General features: G+C 61.0%; 17 protein-coding genes. 4 read left to right on the top strand and 13 right to left on the bottom strand.

Annotation, left to right across the window (positions count from 1 at the left end):
- Positions 1-72: 72 nt before the first annotated feature.
- The 6 genes from cbiB to GGD50_RS10660 all read right to left on the bottom strand — a co-directional run bounded on the left by cbiB (position 73) and on the right by GGD50_RS10660 (position 6,085).
- On the bottom strand, positions 73-1,053 hold the full coding sequence (cbiB, locus tag GGD50_RS10685) for an adenosylcobinamide-phosphate synthase CbiB (RefSeq protein ID WP_107108324.1): 981 nt from the start codon (positions 1,051-1,053) through the stop codon (positions 73-75).
- Complete coding sequence (cobD, locus tag GGD50_RS10680; protein ID WP_107108325.1) at positions 1,050-2,048, bottom strand: threonine-phosphate decarboxylase CobD; 999 nt, start codon at positions 2,046-2,048, stop codon at positions 1,050-1,052. Before cobD ends, cbiB begins: the two co-directional genes overlap by 4 nt.
- Entirely contained in the window at positions 2,045-3,352 is a 1,308-nt protein-coding gene (locus GGD50_RS10675; protein WP_107108326.1) for a cobyrinic acid a,c-diamide synthase CobB, read from the bottom strand. The genes cobD and GGD50_RS10675 overlap by 4 nt, the downstream gene beginning before the upstream one ends.
- The gene (cobA, locus tag GGD50_RS10670; protein ID WP_107108327.1) at positions 3,349-4,197 is read right to left on the bottom strand and encodes a uroporphyrinogen-III C-methyltransferase; all 849 of its coding nucleotides are present in this window, start codon (positions 4,195-4,197) and stop codon (positions 3,349-3,351) included. Before cobA ends, GGD50_RS10675 begins: the two co-directional genes overlap by 4 nt.
- A 307-nt stretch (positions 4,198-4,504) precedes the next feature.
- Entirely contained in the window at positions 4,505-5,464 is a 960-nt protein-coding gene (locus tag GGD50_RS10665) for a nucleoside hydrolase (protein ID WP_107108328.1), read from the bottom strand.
- 213 nt (positions 5,465-5,677) lie between these two features.
- Positions 5,678-6,085: a cobalamin biosynthesis protein gene (locus GGD50_RS10660; protein ID WP_107108329.1), complete on the bottom strand. Its 408-nt coding sequence runs from the start codon at positions 6,083-6,085 to the stop codon at positions 5,678-5,680.
- A 350-nt stretch (positions 6,086-6,435) separates the two neighbouring features.
- Here GGD50_RS10660 and GGD50_RS10655 point away from each other — a divergent pair, with 350 nt between their 5' ends.
- The 3 genes from GGD50_RS10655 (at position 6,436) to GGD50_RS10645 (ending at position 8,497) form a co-directional block, all read left to right on the top strand.
- A complete protein-coding gene (locus GGD50_RS10655; RefSeq protein ID WP_107108330.1) occupies positions 6,436-7,221 on the top strand; it encodes a TSUP family transporter in 786 nt (261 codons plus the stop codon).
- A 101-nt stretch (positions 7,222-7,322) separates the two neighbouring features.
- The gene (locus GGD50_RS10650; RefSeq protein WP_107108331.1) at positions 7,323-7,688 is read left to right on the top strand and encodes a nuclear transport factor 2 family protein; all 366 of its coding nucleotides are present in this window, start codon (positions 7,323-7,325) and stop codon (positions 7,686-7,688) included.
- Positions 7,685-8,497: a helix-turn-helix domain-containing protein gene (locus GGD50_RS10645; protein ID WP_107108332.1), complete on the top strand. Its 813-nt coding sequence runs from the start codon at positions 7,685-7,687 to the stop codon at positions 8,495-8,497. The genes GGD50_RS10650 and GGD50_RS10645 overlap by 4 nt, the downstream gene beginning before the upstream one ends.
- A 15-nt stretch (positions 8,498-8,512) precedes the next feature.
- Here the strand turns inward: GGD50_RS10645 and GGD50_RS10640 are convergent, their stop codons facing one another.
- Together GGD50_RS10640 and GGD50_RS10635 are read right to left on the bottom strand one after the other, a co-directional pair.
- Positions 8,513-9,622, bottom strand: a complete 1,110-nt coding sequence (locus GGD50_RS10640; protein ID WP_107108333.1) for a DNA alkylation repair protein — start codon at positions 9,620-9,622, stop codon at positions 8,513-8,515.
- 9 nt (positions 9,623-9,631) lie between these two features.
- Positions 9,632-9,949 (bottom strand): antibiotic biosynthesis monooxygenase family protein, encoded by a 318-nt coding sequence (locus GGD50_RS10635; RefSeq protein WP_107108334.1) that lies wholly within the window; start codon positions 9,947-9,949, stop codon positions 9,632-9,634.
- Between the two features lie 73 nt (positions 9,950-10,022).
- On the opposite strand from GGD50_RS10635, the gene GGD50_RS10630 reads away from it, so the two are divergent.
- Entirely contained in the window at positions 10,023-10,757 is a 735-nt protein-coding gene (locus GGD50_RS10630) for a helix-turn-helix transcriptional regulator (RefSeq protein ID WP_107108335.1), read from the top strand.
- Here the strand turns inward: GGD50_RS10630 and cobO are convergent, their stop codons facing one another.
- From cobO to cobU, 5 genes are read right to left on the bottom strand one after another with little or no spacing between them, the layout of a single operon-like run.
- Positions 10,758-11,402 carry a cob(I)yrinic acid a,c-diamide adenosyltransferase gene (gene cobO / locus GGD50_RS10625; protein WP_107108336.1) on the bottom strand — a complete coding sequence of 215 codons (645 nt, stop codon included), beginning with the start codon at positions 11,400-11,402 and terminating at the stop codon, positions 10,758-10,760.
- Positions 11,399-11,998, bottom strand: a complete 600-nt coding sequence (locus GGD50_RS10620; RefSeq protein ID WP_107108337.1) for a dimethylsulfonioproprionate lyase family protein — start codon at positions 11,996-11,998, stop codon at positions 11,399-11,401. Before GGD50_RS10620 ends, cobO begins: the two co-directional genes overlap by 4 nt.
- Positions 11,995-15,762 carry a cobaltochelatase subunit CobN gene (gene cobN, locus GGD50_RS10615; protein WP_107108338.1) on the bottom strand — a complete coding sequence of 1,256 codons (3,768 nt, stop codon included), beginning with the start codon at positions 15,760-15,762 and terminating at the stop codon, positions 11,995-11,997. The genes GGD50_RS10620 and cobN overlap by 4 nt, the downstream gene beginning before the upstream one ends.
- Positions 15,763-15,771: 9 nt before the next feature.
- Positions 15,772-16,821: a cobalamin biosynthesis protein CobW gene (cobW, locus tag GGD50_RS10610; protein WP_107108548.1), complete on the bottom strand. Its 1,050-nt coding sequence runs from the start codon at positions 16,819-16,821 to the stop codon at positions 15,772-15,774.
- A gap of 5 nt (positions 16,822-16,826) precedes the next feature.
- Positions 16,827-17,354 (bottom strand): bifunctional adenosylcobinamide kinase/adenosylcobinamide-phosphate guanylyltransferase, encoded by a 528-nt coding sequence (gene cobU, locus GGD50_RS10605; RefSeq protein ID WP_107108339.1) that lies wholly within the window; start codon positions 17,352-17,354, stop codon positions 16,827-16,829.
- Positions 17,355-17,491: the final 137 nt, after the last annotated feature.

Raw genomic sequence — 17,491 nt, 5'->3', positions numbered from 1 at the left:
AAGAACTATCAGCTCTCTGATTATACTAGATTAATACAGATAGTGAGCAATTCGTTAACGTGGATCGACCATTCACAACAGCAACAGGAAGGCCGCGAAGGCGACGAGCGTCAGCATCGTGCATGCCGAATAGAAGATCGAGATGCCGCTATCGACATCGTTGACGGTGGCGATATCACGGCCAGAACCGTTGATCATCGGCTCGCGCACGACCTCGCCGCCATAGACGCGCGGCCCGGCAAGCTGGATATCCAAAGCACCGGCCATCGCCGCCTCCGGCCGGCCGGAATTAGGTGAGCGGTGCAGTCCGCCATCACGAACCGCAACTCGGATCGTATTGCCGAGTGCCGAAAGCCCCTTCTTGGCGAGCGCACCGGCGGCGATCAGCAGGATCGACAGCCGCGCCGCCGGCCAGTTGGCGACGTCGTCGAGGCGCGCGGCGGCCCAGCCGAAATCGATATAGGTCTCGGATTTATGGCCGATCATCGAATCGGCGGTATTCAGCATCTTGTAGACAAACAGGCCCGGCAGGCCAAAAACGGCATACCAAAGCGCCGGCGCCACGACGCCATCGGAAAAATTCTCGGCTAGGCTCTCGATCGCAGCGCGGCAGACGCCGGGCTCGTCCAGAGTCTCAGGATCGCGGCCGACAATGCGCGATACGGCGCGGCGTCCGCCGTCCAACCCCTCGCTGCGCAACGCCTTCGATACCTCGCCGACGTGATCGGCCAGGCTCTTCTGCGCTAGGAAGATCGCCACCAGGCCCGCTTCGACCAGTATACCGAACCAACCGAAAAAGGCGAGCAGCCCATGCACGGCTGAGCCCGCAATGACCGCGCCGAAAAGCAGCGCGATGATCGACATCACGCCATTACGACGCCGCGCCATGCCCGGCAGATCCCTGACGTTGAAATGGCGGTCGAAAAAGGAAATCGCCTTGCCGAACAGCACGACGGGATGCGGCAGACGCTGCCACAGCCAATCTGGATCGCCCATGATGCGATCCAACAGCAATGCCAGAACGAGGATAAGCAAATGTTCGTCGATGATCATATCGAATAAGCCTCAAGTGCCCCGGCAAGCCTGCGATCTGCCGCCTCGTCTGGAGCAAGGCCAAAGCGCAGCCAATTCGGCGCATAGTCGAACTTGCGGACAAGAATATGATGGCGGCAAAGATGTGCATATATGTCGCTTGCGCGATCATCGGCAACAAGCGTGAACAGCCCCGTGCCGCCAGCCACCTGAAGCTTGGCTTGGCGAAGTACTGCATCCAGCGCCGACCTTCGATCGAGAATGCGGTTGCGAATGGTAGTCGTGTCACCGGCCATCAAGGAGGCGGCCAATGAAAGCGCCGGTCCGGAAACAGCCCACGGGCCGAGCCAATCCTCGAAACGCTCAAGAATCGGGGCCTGCGCGATGACAAAACCGAGGCGCAGCCCGGCTAAGCCGAAGAATTTGCCGAAGGAGCGGAAAATGATGAGGTTCGACATGGAGGAAGCGTAAGGCGCCAGGCTGCTTTCCGGCTCCATATCCCCGAATGCCTCGTCGACCAACAGCATGCCATCGCGCTGCTGCAGCTCATCATGCAGTTCCCGTAACAAATCGACAGATAGCGCTCGGCCATCCGGATTGTTAGGATTGACGGCGATGACCAACCGCTGTCCGGGAGTGAGATCACCGATGCCAGTAATCTTTGCAGCGGGCATACCGGCCAGTGCAAAGGCGCGGGCATATTCCCCATAGGTCGGCGACAGGATCGCCGCGCTGCCTGCCGCTCCGAGCCGCGGCAGTAGCTGGATCACCGATTGCGTGCCCGGGACGGGCAAAGGCAGGATATCGCCGCTGCGATAATAGGTCCTCGCGGCCTCCCTCGCCCGTTCCACCAGATGCTGATCCGGCAGCCGATGCCAGGCTGAAACGGAGATATCAGGCAATGCGATCGGATTGGGATTGATCCCGGTCGACAGATCGAGCCAGTCCTCCGGGCACCCGCCATAAAGACGAGCCGCCGCCGTGACGCCGCCGCCGTGTACGATCCTGTTCGTCATGCGGCGTCACCGGCAAGATCGATCAGGTGCATGTAGGAACCGGCGACATTGCCGCGCTGCAGGCCGGCCGTACCGAGATCGGTCCCAAGCGCGTCTTTAACCGTAAACAGCCGATCCGCCGCACCTTCGGAAACGATGGTCGAATAGTGAAATTCATGCGCGGTCATCGGCCGATCGAAGAATGAACCGTCAAGCGGCACGACGCGCCGGTAACCGAGATGCCGCTGGCGTTTCTCATAGCTGGTGACGACAGGCAGCAGCCCGAGCATTTCATGACGCATGCCGGTGGCATCCACCAATCCGTCGCCCAGCACCATGTAGCCGCCGCACTCGCCATAGATTCGCACGCCTCGCGCGGCGGCTGCCTTGATTGCCTCTTGGAAGCGGGACGCCGTCGCAAGCCTCCCCGCATGCAATTCCGGATAACCACCGGGCAGATAGATGGCGTCGGCATCATCAGCCGGAGCTTCATCGGCGAGCGGCGAGAAAAACGAAATCTCCGCTCCGCGGCGCCGCCAACCGAGCAACATATGCTCGTAGCAGAAGGCGAAGGCGATATCGCGCGCCACGGCAATGCGCTGTCCAAACGGCATCAGCCGAGCGATGTTGGCGACCGACGGCCGAACGATATTCAGATGTGCCGCGCGCAGCAGCAGCCCGAAATCGCATGCCTCGGACACAGTCTCCGCCGCATGTTCGATAAATTCCTCAAGCCCGGCATGTTCTCCTGCCTGTACCAGCCCAAGATGCCGCTCCGGTAGCGTCAGCCCCTTGTCGCCGCGAATGACGGCGGCCACGGGAACGCGCACGGCCTCCAAGGCTCGGCGCAGCATCGCCTCATGCCGGTCGCTGCCGACACGGTTGAGGACGACGCCGGCGATACGGACGTCGGCGCGGAAATTGGCAAAGCCGCTGACGAGCGCGGCAATCGACTGCGACATCCGCGAGGCGTCGACGACGAGCACGACGGAAAGCCCAAGGAAGGCGGCAAGATCGGCCGGCGTGCCCGAACCATCCGCCGCGCCGTCGAACAACCCCATCATGGCTTCGATGACCAGCATCCGCCCGCCGGCCCGATGAAGTGCCGAATTGGCCGAGATCAACTCGGGACGCATGGCCCAGGGATCGAAATTGAGGCAGGGCGAACCGCTGGCGGCGGCGAGGAAGGCGGGATCGATATAGTCAGGACCGGCCTTGCCCGGAGCCACCGCAATCCCTCTTTTCCGCAACGCGCGCAAAAGGCCGAGCGTGACCGTGGTCTTGCCCGAACCGGAGGACGGCGCGGCGATCAGCAAGCCGCTCATGCCGGCACCTTGTGACCCGCCCCCGCCCGCACGTCCGTTTCCGGCAGAAGCTTACGGCCGGATAGAGCGCCCAGCCAGTCGAGGGAAGGTCGCAGCTTGACCACTTTGCCGACAACGACGATCGCCGGCGGCTCCATGCCGGATGCGGCGACATCGGCTTCGGCCTGCCCGAGCGTCGTCTCCAGCACCTGCTGCGCCGGCGTCGCGGCATTGCAGACGAAGGCAACCGGCTCGTCGGCCGAGCGACCAGCGGCGATGAGATTGGCGCTGATCTGCGCGATATGCTTCATCGCCATATACATGACGATGACGGGCGAACCCTTGCCGATCGCTTCCCAATTGATCGCGTCCGGCACGACGCCAGAGGAATCGTGGCCGGTGAGGAAAGTGACGGCATGATTGACGTCGCGATGGGTGACGGGAATGCCGGCATAGGCAAGGCCGCCGATACCGGCGGTAATACCGGGCACGATGCGGAACGGAATCCCGTGTTCGACCAGCGTCAGCGCTTCTTCGCCGCCCCGCCCGAACACGAAGGGATCGCCGCCCTTCAGCCGCAGTACCCGCTTGCCCGCCCGCGCCAGCTCGACAAGACGCAGGGATATATCCCGCTGCTTGGCCGACGGCTTGCCGCCACGCTTGCCCGCATATTCCAGTATCGCACTGGGATGGGCGAGTTTCAGGCAGTCCTCGTTGACGAGCGCGTCGTGCACGATGATATCGGCATCGGCCAGTCCCTTCGCCGCCAGCAGGGTCAAAAGCCCAGCATCGCCCGGCCCGGCGCCGACAAGCCAGACGGAGCCCGGCTCAAGCGCCGGCAGATTGGAAAATGCGGTATCGTTCATCCCACCTGTCCTATGCCCGGATGGCCAAAATTGCAATCTTGAGAATGGGATAAGGCCGCTCCGGCTCAAGTCTCATTTCCCTCCCCGAATGATAGGGCAGATCGGGTCTCGGCAGCAGCAACGATGCGCTATTCAATTGCCCCAGGGCGACGAAGACGTCGGAAGGAAGAGCCGATACATTGTCGGAAATCTCTGACTCAAATTGTCAGGGCGCCAGCGCAACAATTTGATAATATTATAAAATAGATAATTCTTCGAATAAGAAGCATTCGAAGAGGGCAGCACAGCCGCCCTCTCCGAATTTGCGTCAATGGTTTGCCTTGCCGAGAATCACGTCGCGGATCAGGTCGATAACCGCTTGCGAGCGGATGCCGGTGCAGACGATTTGGCTCGGCAGATTGTCCCATTCATTCGGCGGAAAATGCCGGCCGTCGGGCTTTACGATCGTTTGGCCGTCGGCAATACCGCCGCAGACGACGCGCACCGAACCCTCTATGGTATCGAACAGTTCCGGCGCCACGACATAGACGCAGGCACAGCTATCGTGCACCATCATGCCGTCATCCACCGCATGGCTGTAGAAATCGATGTAGGACTGCGACAGGTCGGAGAGCAACTGCACGGACGGACCGCCGGCCTTTGCCATGTCGGCGAGATAGCTGCGGCTCATCGTCGTGACCGCGGTTACGTCGAGCCCGACGACCACGACTTTCCAGGCCGCAGTCATGACGACGTCAGCGGCTTCCGGATCACCGTGGATATTGGCTTCCGCCACCGGCGTGATATTGCCCGGAACATAGAAATTGCCGCCCATGATGACGACGTCTTTCACCAGCTTGGTGATCTCCGGATCGTGCTTCAGGGCCAGCGCCAGATTGGTCATGCGGCCGACAGCGACGAGCGTCACCTCGCCCGGATTGGCGCGCACGGTATCGATGATAAACTGATGAGCCGGACGCGGATCGGCCGGCAGATCGATCGTTGCCGGCACTTCGATATCGCCGAGACCATTGTGGCCATGCACGAAGGTAGGCCAATCCCGCTCCTTTCGCGACGGATCGAACGTGACGCTGGCGCCGCGGGCAACCGGGCACGGAATGTTCCACTCGCGCTTCAGAAACAGCGCATTGCGCGTCGTCGTGTCGACGGAAGCATTGCCGAACACGGTGGTGATGCCGAGAAGATCGATATCCGGATGGCGGTGCAGAAAGAGAAGCGCCATGGCGTCGTCGACGCCAGGGTCCGTGTCGTAAATGACCTTGTGCATGATTTTTCCTTGTTATCCTTTTGATCAGCTTGATCTTGTCCAAAGACTGCCCTGCAGTTCTTGGGATCATGCTCCGAAGTCGCCGGGACGCATGTGGGCAGCGGCCGGCGAAATGCCCCACCATAGCCGCAGTCGCCATTTCTGCAATATCGGATGCAATCTCGCGCGATTTCGTCACAGATTGCGAGAAATCGCGGCCGGGGAACCAAAAAATCAACCGATTTTCGCAATTGCGGCGGTGGCAAAGCCGGATTTGATTTTCGGTAGAACAAGCTCAGCGATCGGTCCAGCCGCCGCCAGCGCAGCCGCCTCGGCAACCCCATGGCAGCCGACGCGGGCAAAGACGAACTCGGATGGGTTCTTCAGGCGAGGCGTTTCGCGCTCCAGTGTTGCGGCGTCGAAAAAACGCAGCGGCAGTTGAAGATGAGCAGCCGTCTCCAGGATCGCCGGCTCGTTACTCCGCGTGTCGAGAGAGGCGATCGCAAGGACCTGAGCGACCTCTATCCCGCTCTCCCGCAACGCCCGTTCGGCAAGCAAGCGCACATCGTTCCAGTCCGTACCGCGCTCGCAGCCGAGGCCGAGGATGTAACGGCGGGCATTAGGTTGAGGATGTGATGTCATATGGGACCTCAGCGACGGCGATTATAGTCAAGCACGTCCTGTCTCGCTGCACCTTTGTGCCTGGTCCCTCTCCCTGCAATGCGAGGAGAGGGAGCACCCATGGCCCGCAATGCTGGTGATTTAGCAGCGAGGCCGAATGTTTGCTCCGTCGTCCCCTCTCCCCGTTTCAACGGGGAGAGGGTTAGGGTGAGGGCCAGGCACAGAGGCACGGCAAAAACGCACTCACCTGACCGTCTACAGAACCATCCCCCTGCCCGTCAATTTCACTTGGTGTGTCCCTGTAGCAATTGCCCTGAAGCAATTGCAGTGCCAGAAGACATACGAAATCACACGCCTTCGAGTTCCTCGCCTTGCAAGACATCACCCTACATCTGCTGCTTCTGCTCTTCGCCGCCGCCTTCTTCGCCGGTTTTGTCGATTCCATCGCCGGTGGCGGCGGGCTGATTACCGTGCCTGCCATGCTGCTGGCCGGCATTCCGCCATTGCAGACGCTCGGCACCAACAAGGTGCAATCGATCTGCGGCGCCGCCTCCGCGACCATCGCCTATGCCCGCCAGGGCCATGTGCAGCTTCGCACGCAATTGCCGATGGCGCTGATGGCGGTTATCGGCGGCATGCTGGGCGCAGCGCTGGCGACGATCATGCCAGGCGACGTGCTGCGCATCATCCTGCCGTTCCTGTTGATCGCCATCGCGCTTTATTTCGCCTTCAAGCCTAATCTCAACGATATCGAAAAACATGGCCGCATGAGTGCCGCGCTTTTCGGCTTCACCTTCGTGCCGCTGATCGGCTTTTACGATGGCGCCTTCGGCCCCGGTACCGGCTCGTTCTTCATGCTCGCTTTCGTCACGCTTGTCGGCTTCGGCATGCTGAAAGCGACGGCTCATACGAAGCTATTGAATTTCGGTTCCAACCTCGGCAGCTTGATCGTCTTCATCTTCTCCGGCGCCATTCTCTGGAAGGTCGGCCTGACCATGGGGCTCGGACAGTTCCTCGGCGCTCAACTTGGTTCAAGGCTTGCCATGCGTATCGGCGCGAAACTGATCAAGCCGCTACTGGTGATCGTCTGCATCGCCTTCGCCATCAAGCTGCTGGCCGACCCGACCAATCCCGTTCGCGTCTGGCTAGGGTTCTAAAACAGGCTGCTTTGATTACCTGCCACGTAATTGATAGTGGTGAAGGGCTCACCCATGATCGCCTTGTCTGAATGTTCAGGCGATCCAAAGGAGTTGACCCGATGACCGATGCGACAACCATTGCCGAACGCTATCTCGCTGTCTGGAACGAGACCGATGCCGAACGGCGCCGCGCCCTCATCACCGAGGCTTGGACGGAATCCTGCACTTACGTCGATCCACTTATGCGCGGCGAAGGCCATGAGCAGATCGACGCACTGGTCGCCGCCGTACACACCCGCCTTCCCGGCCTCCGCTTCACGCTGGCAGGTCCAGCCGACCGCCACGGTGACAACCTTCGTTTCTCCTGGAACCTTGGCGCGGAAGGTGACGAGCCTTTGATCAAGGGCACGGACTTCGCCATTCTCGACGGCGAGCGGCTGAAAACGGTTCACGGCTTTCTTGATCAGGCCCCGGCCGCCCTATGATGGTGCCCGGCCGCTCTCTCGGCGATTACCTGCGCGAATGGCGGCAGCGCCGCCATTTGAGCCAGCTCGAATTCGCCCTCGAAGCGGAGATATCGCAACGGCATCTCAGCTTCATCGAAAGCGGACGCGCACTTCCAAGCCGCGAGATGCTGATCCATCTTGCGGAACGGCTCGGCGTGCCGCTCCGCGAACGCAATCCGATGCTGCTGGCCGCTGGCTTCGCGCCGGTCTTCCCGGAGCGCTCGCTGGAAGACCCGGCGCTGGCTCCCGCGCGCCGCGCAATCGATATCATTCTCAAGGGCCACGAACCCTTTCCCGCCCTTGCGATCGACAGGCATTGGACCTTGGTCGCCGCGAACGACGCGGTCGCGCCCCTGCTCTCCGGGGTCGCCGACGTTGCGTTGCTCAAGCCACCGGTGAATGTCCTGAGGCTCAGCCTGCATCCTGACGGCCTTGCGCCGCATATTTTCAATCTCCCGGAATGGCGCGCGCATCTGCTGGAGAGGCTGCGCCAGCAGATCATTGCGACCGGCGATCCGGTGCTCTCCGATTTGCTGAAGGAACTCTCGGCCTATCCCGCACCGGCAGCCCATAGGCCAAGCTCGCCTGATCGCGATTATGCCGGTATCGCCGTACCTCTGGAGCTTATCACCGACGCCGGACGCCTCTCTTTCATTTCGACAACCACCATCTTCGGCACGCCCGTCGATATCACCCTTGCGGAGCTGGCAATCGAATCCCTTTTTCCCGCAGATCAAGCAACGGCCGAGGCGTTAAAAGAGATGGCGGCGGTCGCGCGGAGTAGCTGAAACCGGTCTCAGCCGCTAATCCAACACGAACTCCCCGACTTTCATCGCCACGCCATTGACCATCGCGTCGATCCGATGGAGCCCTGGATAATGCTTGCGCGTCGTCAGGTCATCCAGACGCAATGCCTTGGAGAATTGCGCCGTTTCGCCGGGCGCCAATGAAACCGATGTCAGCTTGAAGACCTTCGGCCTGGCCGAGCCGTTGGCCTTGACGAAATGCACGGCAAAATCGACCAGCAGCGATTGCGCTGCGTCTCCGTCGTTGACGAGGGAAAAGCCGATACGGACGATATTGCCCATCTGCGCCTTCGCCGGAATTATCTCCGCGCTGCCGACACGAATGCCTTCGGCGGCAGAATAACCCATGGCGCCGATCGCATCCGCTTCGCCACGTTTGACGGCGGAGCGCAGCGCATGGCGGATGAGGCGCTGACGTTCCTTAGGCGCATCCACGCTCCAGCGCCGTACCGTGTCGATGAGAATGCCCGGATGATCCTTGCCAATATCGTTGAGATTGTTGGCGACGGAACGGCGGACGTAAAGCTCGGGATCGTCCTTCAGCAATTCCAGCAGCTCGAGCACCGGCGTCGGATCGGCTTGGAAGGCGCGGAGTCGTTGTGCCCATGGAAGGCGTGGGCGAGTGCCTTCCGACACCAGCCGCCGGACATGCACATTGGCGTCGCCGCTCCAGATGCGTAGCCGCTCCAACGTCTCATCCTGCCTCTTGTCGAGGAAGGTGCGGATGGAGAATTCGGCGGTGAAGCGCTTGGTCAGCTCATATTGCGCCCGCATGGATGGCTCGAAATGATCGATGCCGTTGTCGGCGACGAAGATCGTGTGCGGCAGATACAGAAACGGCGTCATGCCGAAATTGTCGCTGCCATCCATTTCCGGCCCCAGCGACCGAATGAGAATATCGACCGCCTCGGGATAATCTCCGGGCAAGAACGCCTTCAGCGTGCGCGCAATCGCCCGCCCGCGGTCCATCAGCTCCAGCGGCTCATATCCATCCAATGTCGCGGCGATGAAACCTTTCCGGTCGAATGGCGGATGCACCGCACCGATCATATCGGCGATGCGGGCCGGCACTTCTGCGCCGAAATGATCCTTCAGGCGTTCAGCCATGCCTATTCCTCAAAAGCTCCGCAGTTGTTCGAAATGCAGCACGCTGGTGCCGGCATTGGCGGAATCGATCTGCATGTGATCGAAATAGTCGAGGCAATCCTTGCTCGCATGCACCTTCGGCATGGCGGCCGCCGCATCGGCATGGGAGCGCCACCAAATGACGTCGACATAGCTGCCGTCACGGCCGCGCACCAGTTCGCGGTTGAGATAGCCGGGCTGCTGCTTCAAAAAACGATCCTGCATTCTCGCAGCCGCCTCCAAAAGTGCGCCTTCGGATACGTCGGAGCGTAGCCTGAACGGCGCCCATTCCATGACTTTTCCCGTCATCGTCTTTTCCTCGAGCTGAGTTGGATGGGCGTGGTCTATTGCTTAATAGGACAGATAACGACATATTTCAGCCATGGCGCGCACGGCAGATGGAACAAGGCTGAACAGGCTGGAGGAGCTGAAAGGGCTGCTTCGCGAACGCGAGCACGCGACCGCCGCCGAGCTTGCAGCCGAGATGGGCGTCAGCCTGCGCACCCTCAATCGCGATATAGCATTATTGCGCCAGAACGGCCTGCCGATCGATGCCGACCGCGGCCGTGGTGGCGGCATGCAACTGCACCGTAGCTGGTCGCTCGGTAGGCTGCATCTCGATCATCTCGAAACCATCGATCTGCTGCTCAGCATCACCATCGCCGAAAAAGTCGGCTCGCCCTTGCTGTTGCAACATCTCACATCGATCAAACGCAAGGTCTCCGCCACCTTCGCCGAAGGCTATCAGGGCCGCATCCGCGACTTACGGCGCCGCATTATCGTCGGTGCGCCGGCAACGCTCAACGTCGTCAACAGCTATGTGCCGCCCAGCCGCGCCAATCTTGCGCTGATATCGCAAGCCTTCTTCGAGCAACGGCAGGTGATCATCGATTACGAGGCCGGCGACGGCGTTGTCACTAGCCGCCGGATCGAGCCGCAATTCCTCTATTTCAATGCGCCGGTCTGGTATCTCATCACCTGGGATCACCTGCGTGACGACATCAGAACCTTCCGCGTCGATCGCATCCGCTCAGCCGAACTCCAGCCGACAACCTTTCGCGTCGGCGATCCGAAGATCTACATCGCCTCCGCCGACCGAAGTGCATCGCTGCTATGATCAGAATTCCACACCCGGCTGTCCCTTGATGCCGGAACGGAACGGATGCTTGATCAGCTCCATCTCCGTGACGAGATCGGCGATCTCGATCAATTCTTCCTTGGCGTTGCGGCCGGTCAAGACGACATGCGTCATATGCGGCTTCTCCGTGGTCAGGAAGTTGAGGACATCGTTGATGTCGAGATAGTCGTAGCGCAGCGCGATGTTGATCTCATCGAGAAGCACCATCGAGTTGCGTTCGTCGCGGATCAACTCCTTGGCCTTCTCCCAGGCAGCGCTGGCGGCAGCCACGTCACGGGCGCGATCCTGCGTCTCCCAGGTGAACCCCTCGCCCATGGTGTGAAACTGGCAGATATCGGAGAAATGCTTTTCGATGAGATCGCGCTCGCCGGTCCACATCGCGCCCTTGATGAACTGCACCACCGCACACGGCTTCCCATGGGCGATGTGACGGAAAATCATCCCGAAGGCGGCCGACGACTTGCCCTTGCCCTTGCCGGTATGGACGATGATCAGCCCTTTCTCGTCCGTTTTCTTCGACATGATCTTGTCACGCGCGACCTTCTTCTTGGCCATTTTCTCCGCATGGCGGGCTTCATCGTTCTTCGGTGCTTCAGTGCCCGTTTCGGTCGTCTCTTCGCTCATTCGGTCCTCCCTGGAATTGTCGATTTCTGCGCCAGTGGTCCGCCTCGCCAAAGGTAAAGCGCCACCAGCAGTGTTTCCTCGGTTCGCATCGCATGGCGAATATCCGAGGGATGATGAATGATTTCGCCCGTCCAGCGCGGCAGGAAGGCTTGGCTATCCTTCCTCCACAGAGAACCGTCGGCCAGCGGAATATAGATTTCCTCAGCGATATGATGGTGATCCGGATAGTACACATCCGGTCCAAGCAGCAGAAAGCCGCCGGCCATATCATCGCTGACAAAATGGCCGCGCGTCCCAAAAAGCTCGACCCAGCCATATCTCTGCAGAAAATCGGCGCCGAAGTCGGCGATGCTATAGGTTTGCGCCCAATGCAGCATGCTTGCCGCCCCCGCAAGGCTGGAAAACAGCTCACCTTCTGCGGCGTCGGCTGGCCGGTGGACTATATTCAGATAATTTACGACCGGCAGACTGTGAGCCGCAAGCGGCCGCTCCTCCATCCGCCAATCAAAACCTTCGACGAAACGCTTCAATAGCGGATCGCTCCGCGAAGCGACGTAACGATGGAAAGCCTCGAGAAGATCGCCGACCACGCTCAAGCGACGATCTCCTTATCCCCAGTCAAAGTCTCCAGATCGAACCGTGCCGAATTGCTGCGTGGCGTCCAGAGACGACGATCGATCGCTTCGAGCAGACGTTCTTTCATCTCCTGCAAAGCGGCCGGATTCTTCTCAGCCATGAAATCGCGCACCAGGGGATCGACAACAAAGGCCTGATAGACCGCCTCGAAATGATGATTGCGAACGGCGCCCGTCGTCGCAGCAAAGGCGAAGAGATAGTCGACCGTTGCTGAAATTTCGAAGGCACCCTTATAGCCGTGGCGCATGACGCCATCGATCCACTTCGGATTGACGACGCGGCCGCGTACGACACGGCCGATCTCCTCTTCCAGCGAGCGGATGACCGGCTTTTCCGGCCGTGAATGGTCGTTGTGATAAATCGACGGTCGGGCGCCTGCAAGCTGCTCCGCTGCAGCCGCCATGCCGCCTTCAAATTGGTAATAATCGTCGCTGTCCAGCAGGTCGTGCTCTCGATTGTCCTGATTCTGCACGACCGCCTGGATCGAACGCAGCCGCTCCTCGAACACGCCGCGCTCGGCTTTCCCGTCCTCACCTGCGCCGTAGGCATAGCTGCCCCAGACGAGATAGGCCTCCGCCAGATCGGCGCGCCTCTCCCAACCTTTTTCGTCAATCAGCGCCTGCAATCCGGCACCATAGGCACCCGGCTTCGAGCCGAAGACGCGGTAACCAGCTCGCCGGCTGGCCGATGCCTCGTCCAATCCCGCTGCCGCCAATCGCTTGATCTCGCCCCGCATGCGTGCCGCGATGGGATTGTCTGCCGCATCCTCATCCAACGCCCCAACCGCGCGGACCGCCCTGTCGAACAGCGCGATCTGCTCCGGAAAGGCATCGCGGAAGAAGCCGGAAATGCGCAGCGTCACATCGACACGCGGCCGCCCGAGTTTTGCCGGCGCGATGATTTCATAGCCGGTAACCCTCCGCGAGGTCATGTCCCAGACCGGCTTGACGCCGATCAAGGCCAGCGCCTGGGCAATATCGTCACCGCCGGTGCGCATATTCGACGTGCCCCAGGCCGTGAGCCCGAAGGAAACCGGCCACTCACCATGATCTTGCACATAGCGACGGATTAGCAGCTCGGCCGATTTCTTGCCCAACTCGTAGGCCGCCGGCGTCGGGACGGCGCGGCTGTCGACGGAATAGAAATTCCGACCCGTCGGCAAAACATCCGGCCTGCCGCGCGTCGGCGCACCCGATGGACCTGGCGACACGAACCGGCCGTCGAGGCCCTTCATAAGAGCAGCAATTTCGGCGTCGCCACAGGCAAGTATCGAAGGCTTGAGGCGGGATTCGATTTCGGCGAGGACGGCGTGGGTTTGCGGCCAGTCTTGAGGACACGCAATTTCGCCGGCGACAAAGCTCGCGGCCAGGAGTTCGATGCGCTCGACCGTATCGCCCTGGGTGCGCCAGGGAGCGTCGGAAATGTCGGCGAGGATATCGGGGCGGTGGCCAGTCCATGCCGCGGCCATATCGCAATCCAAAGGATCGAACGACACGGGCTGTCCGAACGCATCCCGCGCGATTGCCCGCTGCAGGCTCTGATCGCCGCCCTCGCCCAAGCCCCGCGGTACGCGCGCCAGCGCCACCGTCAAATCCGTCAGCAGCCTTCCGGAAGGCGAAACGCCGAAGATGTGTAATCCGTCCCGGATCTGCATTTCCTTGAGATCGCAGAGATAGGCGTCGAGTTTCTTGAGCGCCTCATCCTCACCCTCGCCCTTGGCAATCCCGGCATCCTGATCGAGGCCGATATCGGTGACGAGATCGAGAATCTGTTTGCGCAGCAACCGGATGCGTCGGGGATCGCCGCCGGAGGCCTCGTAATATTCGTCCACCAGCGCTTCCAGATCCTTGAGCGGGCCGTAACTTTCGGCGCGGGTCAAAGGCGGGGTCAGGTGGTCGATAATCACGGCACTCGTGCGGCGCTTGGCCTGCGTGCCCTCGCCGGGGTCGTTGACAATGAAGGGATAGAGATGCGGCAACGGCCCGAGGATCGCTTCGGGATAGCAGGCCTCTGACAGCGCCAGGGCCTTACCCGGCAACCATTCGAGATTGCCGTGCTTGCCCATATGAATGACGGCATGCGCGCCGAAGGACTGACGCAGGAATGCATAGAAAGCGAGATAGCCATGCGGCGGCACGAGATCCGGCGAATGATAGCTTTCCTTCGGATCGATGTTGTAGCCGCGCGCGGGCTGGATGCCCACCAGCACGTCGCCGAAGCGGGTGAAGGGCAGCGCAAAGGCGCCCTCTCGAACATAGGGATCGCTCCCCGGGTCGCCCCAACGGACGGCTATCTCTTCCTGAATCTGAATGGGAAGAGACGAGAGAAAATCCTTGTATTCCCTTATGGAAAGCCTTTCGCGCACGATCCTGCCATCATGACCCGAATTGGTCGGGCCATCCATCAGGTGCTGCATCAGCGCGTCGCCATCGGCAGGCAGATCGGCAGCCGGATAACCCGCCGCCCGCATCGCTTTCAGCACTTCCATCGTACCCGCCGGCGTATCGAGTCCGACGCCGTTGCCGAGCCGTCCGTCGCGGTTCGGATAATTGGCCATGACCAGCGCCACGCGCCGATTTTGCGGCGGCGCTTTGCGCAGATGCGCCCAATTGGCCGCCAATCGGGCGGTGTAGCGCATGCGGTCCGCTGCCGGCTCGCTGGCAACAATATTGGCCTCGACACGTTCATCATAACGCGCCGCCGCCTTGAAGGAGACGGCACGGGCAAGCACGCGCCCATCCACCTCCGGCAGCGCGACATTCATGCCGAGATCGCGCGCGGAAAGCCCCTGCGACGAGGCTTCCCAAGCCTCCATGGAGGAAGCCGAAAAGATCGCCTGCAGCACGACCGCATCACTCGCCTCCAACACGGTCGGCTGGCGATCAGCCCCTGGTGCCGAAACGGCAAAACCGGTGGTATTGATGACGACAGCCGGCTTCAACTCGGCGAAAACGCTTTCGAGAATGCCGACTGAAACGAGATCCTTGAGACTATAGGCAAACACCGGCAGCGGCCGCATGCCCTCGGCGATCAGCGCCTCGATCATGGCTTCGACCGGCTTGGTTTCACCGCTCTGAACGAGAGCGCGGTAGAAGGAAACAGCGACCGTCGGAGGTTCGAGTCCCTCCGGGACTACCACCGTGGAGGCATTTCTCCACTCCTCGATCCCGATCACGCCCCTGCCCGGCCACCAGATCCCCGCCTTCATCAACGGAGCGGCGGGCGCCGGTTTTTCGGCGCCCAACAGCATCGCTCCGGAATAGCCGAGAAAATCACGGGAATTGGCGTCGCCGCCTTCGATTAGATAGGACCACAGCGCATTGAGATCCTCGAGTGCAACATTGGAAAATGGCGTCAGCCCCGGATCAGGCTTCGAATCCCCCGGCAAAACCGCGATGAAAGCGCCATTGCGAACGGCGCTGGCATGCAGCGCCTCCAGCGCATAGTGAAAATAGCTGGCACCACCAAGCGCCCGGACGATGATCAGCTTCGCATGCCGCGCCGTCCGTTCGATATAGGTGTCGACGGACATGGGATGCTTGAGGCTCATCAGGCTTGCGAGCCGCAAGGAATGCGCGGCTCCCCCCTGCCCATAGGCCGCGGCTATCGCCGCAAGCTCGGTATCGGCCGCCGACAGAAACAGGATATCGCCTGGCGACTGACCGAGATCAATCGCCTCCTCGCCGTCGCTGATCGTTCCTTTTTGAGCTAGGAGGAGATGCATGGCTTCGCCTTAGGCCAACGTTTCTATCGCCTCGCGCACGATCCCTTCATCCATCTCATGCAGGCCAATCACCACAAGCCGTGTCTGGCGCTGTTCGCCCGGCGTCCACGCCCGGTCGAAATAGTGGTCGATGCGGCTGCCGACGGCCTGAATCTGCAAGCGCATCGGCTTGCCGGGCACATCAATGAAACCCTTGAGGCGCAGGACATCGTGTTCGGCAATCACGCCCTTCAGCTTCTCGATAAAGGCAGCCGGATCGGCGATCGGGCCGAGGTCGACGACGAAGCTGTCGAATTCGTCGTGATCATGCGGCGCGCCGTCCTCGTGCTCCAGCTCGTGATGCGATTTGCGGTTGGCGATGTCGCCTTCGGTGCCGATGCCGAGACCGAGGAGGATGGCGGCCGGAACCTCACCATTTTTCGCTTCGATGATCGTCGGCTTGCGGGCGGTGCGGGAGGCAACTTCGGTACGGACGCGGCCAAGGCCGGCGACGTCGATCAGGTCGGTCTTGTTGAGGACGATGAGATCGGCGCAGGTCAATTGATCCTCGAACAGCTCCTCGATCGGGCTTTCGTGATCGAGCGTTTCATCTTCGACACGGCGAGCTTCGACCGCATCGTGGTCATCGGCGAAACGGCCGGCGGCGACGGCGGCACTGTCGACCACGGTGATCACGCCGTCGACAGTGACCTGGGTGCGGATATCCGGCCAGTTGAAGGCAGCGACCAGCGGCTGCGGCAGAGCGAGACCCGAAGTCTCGATGACGATATGGTCAGGACGCGCCTCGCGCTCCAAAAGCTTGGTCATGGTCGGGATAAAATCATCTGCCACAGTGCAGCAGATGCAGCCATTGGTCAGCTCGATGATATCGTCCTCGGTGCAATTCTCCGCGCCGCAGCCCTTCAGCACGTCACCGTCAACGCCGAGATCGCCGAACTCGTTGATAATCAAAGCGATCTTCTTCCCGCCGGTGTTCTGCAAAAGATTGCGGATCATCGTCGTTTTGCCGGCGCCAAGGAAACCGGTGATGACGGTGGCGGGAATTTTTTCCTGGTTCATGCGGATCAACCTTTCATTTTCAGCGGCAGCCCCGCCGCGATAAAATAGACTTCGGCGCTCGCCGCCGCGATCATCTGGTGCAACCGGCCGGCATGATCGCGGAATTCGCGCGCCATACGGTTTTCAGGCACGATGCCAAGCCCGACCTCGTTGGAAACGAGGACAAGACGCGACTTTGCGCCCGGTAGGAATTCGGTGAGAGCGGAAAATTCCGCCGGGATGTTGCGCTCGGCCATCATCAGATTGGTGACCCAAAGCGTCAGGCAATCAACGAGAACAGCGCGCCCCTCGCTATCGATCGCCGCCAGCCGGGCAGTCAGATCGAACGGCTCCTCATGCGTCGTCCAAAGGAGATCGCCGCGATCGGCGCGATGCTGAGCGATGCGGTCGCGCATTTCATCGTCCCAAGCCTGGCCTGTCGCCACATAGTGACGTTCGAGACCGGTGTCCGAGACCAGCGATTCGGCGAATCGGGATTTGCCAGAGCGTGCACCGCCGAGAACGAAGACGACGCGGGACGATGGGGATGACATGACCTATCCCCGTCCCAACAGGAAAACAGTGGCCAGCGCGACGCGGCTGGAACCGAAAAGCGGGCGCCTGCGCGCCGAGAACTCATTTCGCGCCATGACAACCTCCGTGCTGGCAGCCGAGACATCCGTCCCTAGGT

Source organism: Martinezella paranaensis (genome assembly GCF_014200235.1).
Lineage (GTDB): Bacteria > Pseudomonadota > Alphaproteobacteria > Rhizobiales > Rhizobiaceae > Rhizobium > Rhizobium paranaense.
The sequence above is the reverse complement of the archived record's forward strand: the minus strand, read 5'-3'. Positions and strand labels throughout refer to the sequence as shown.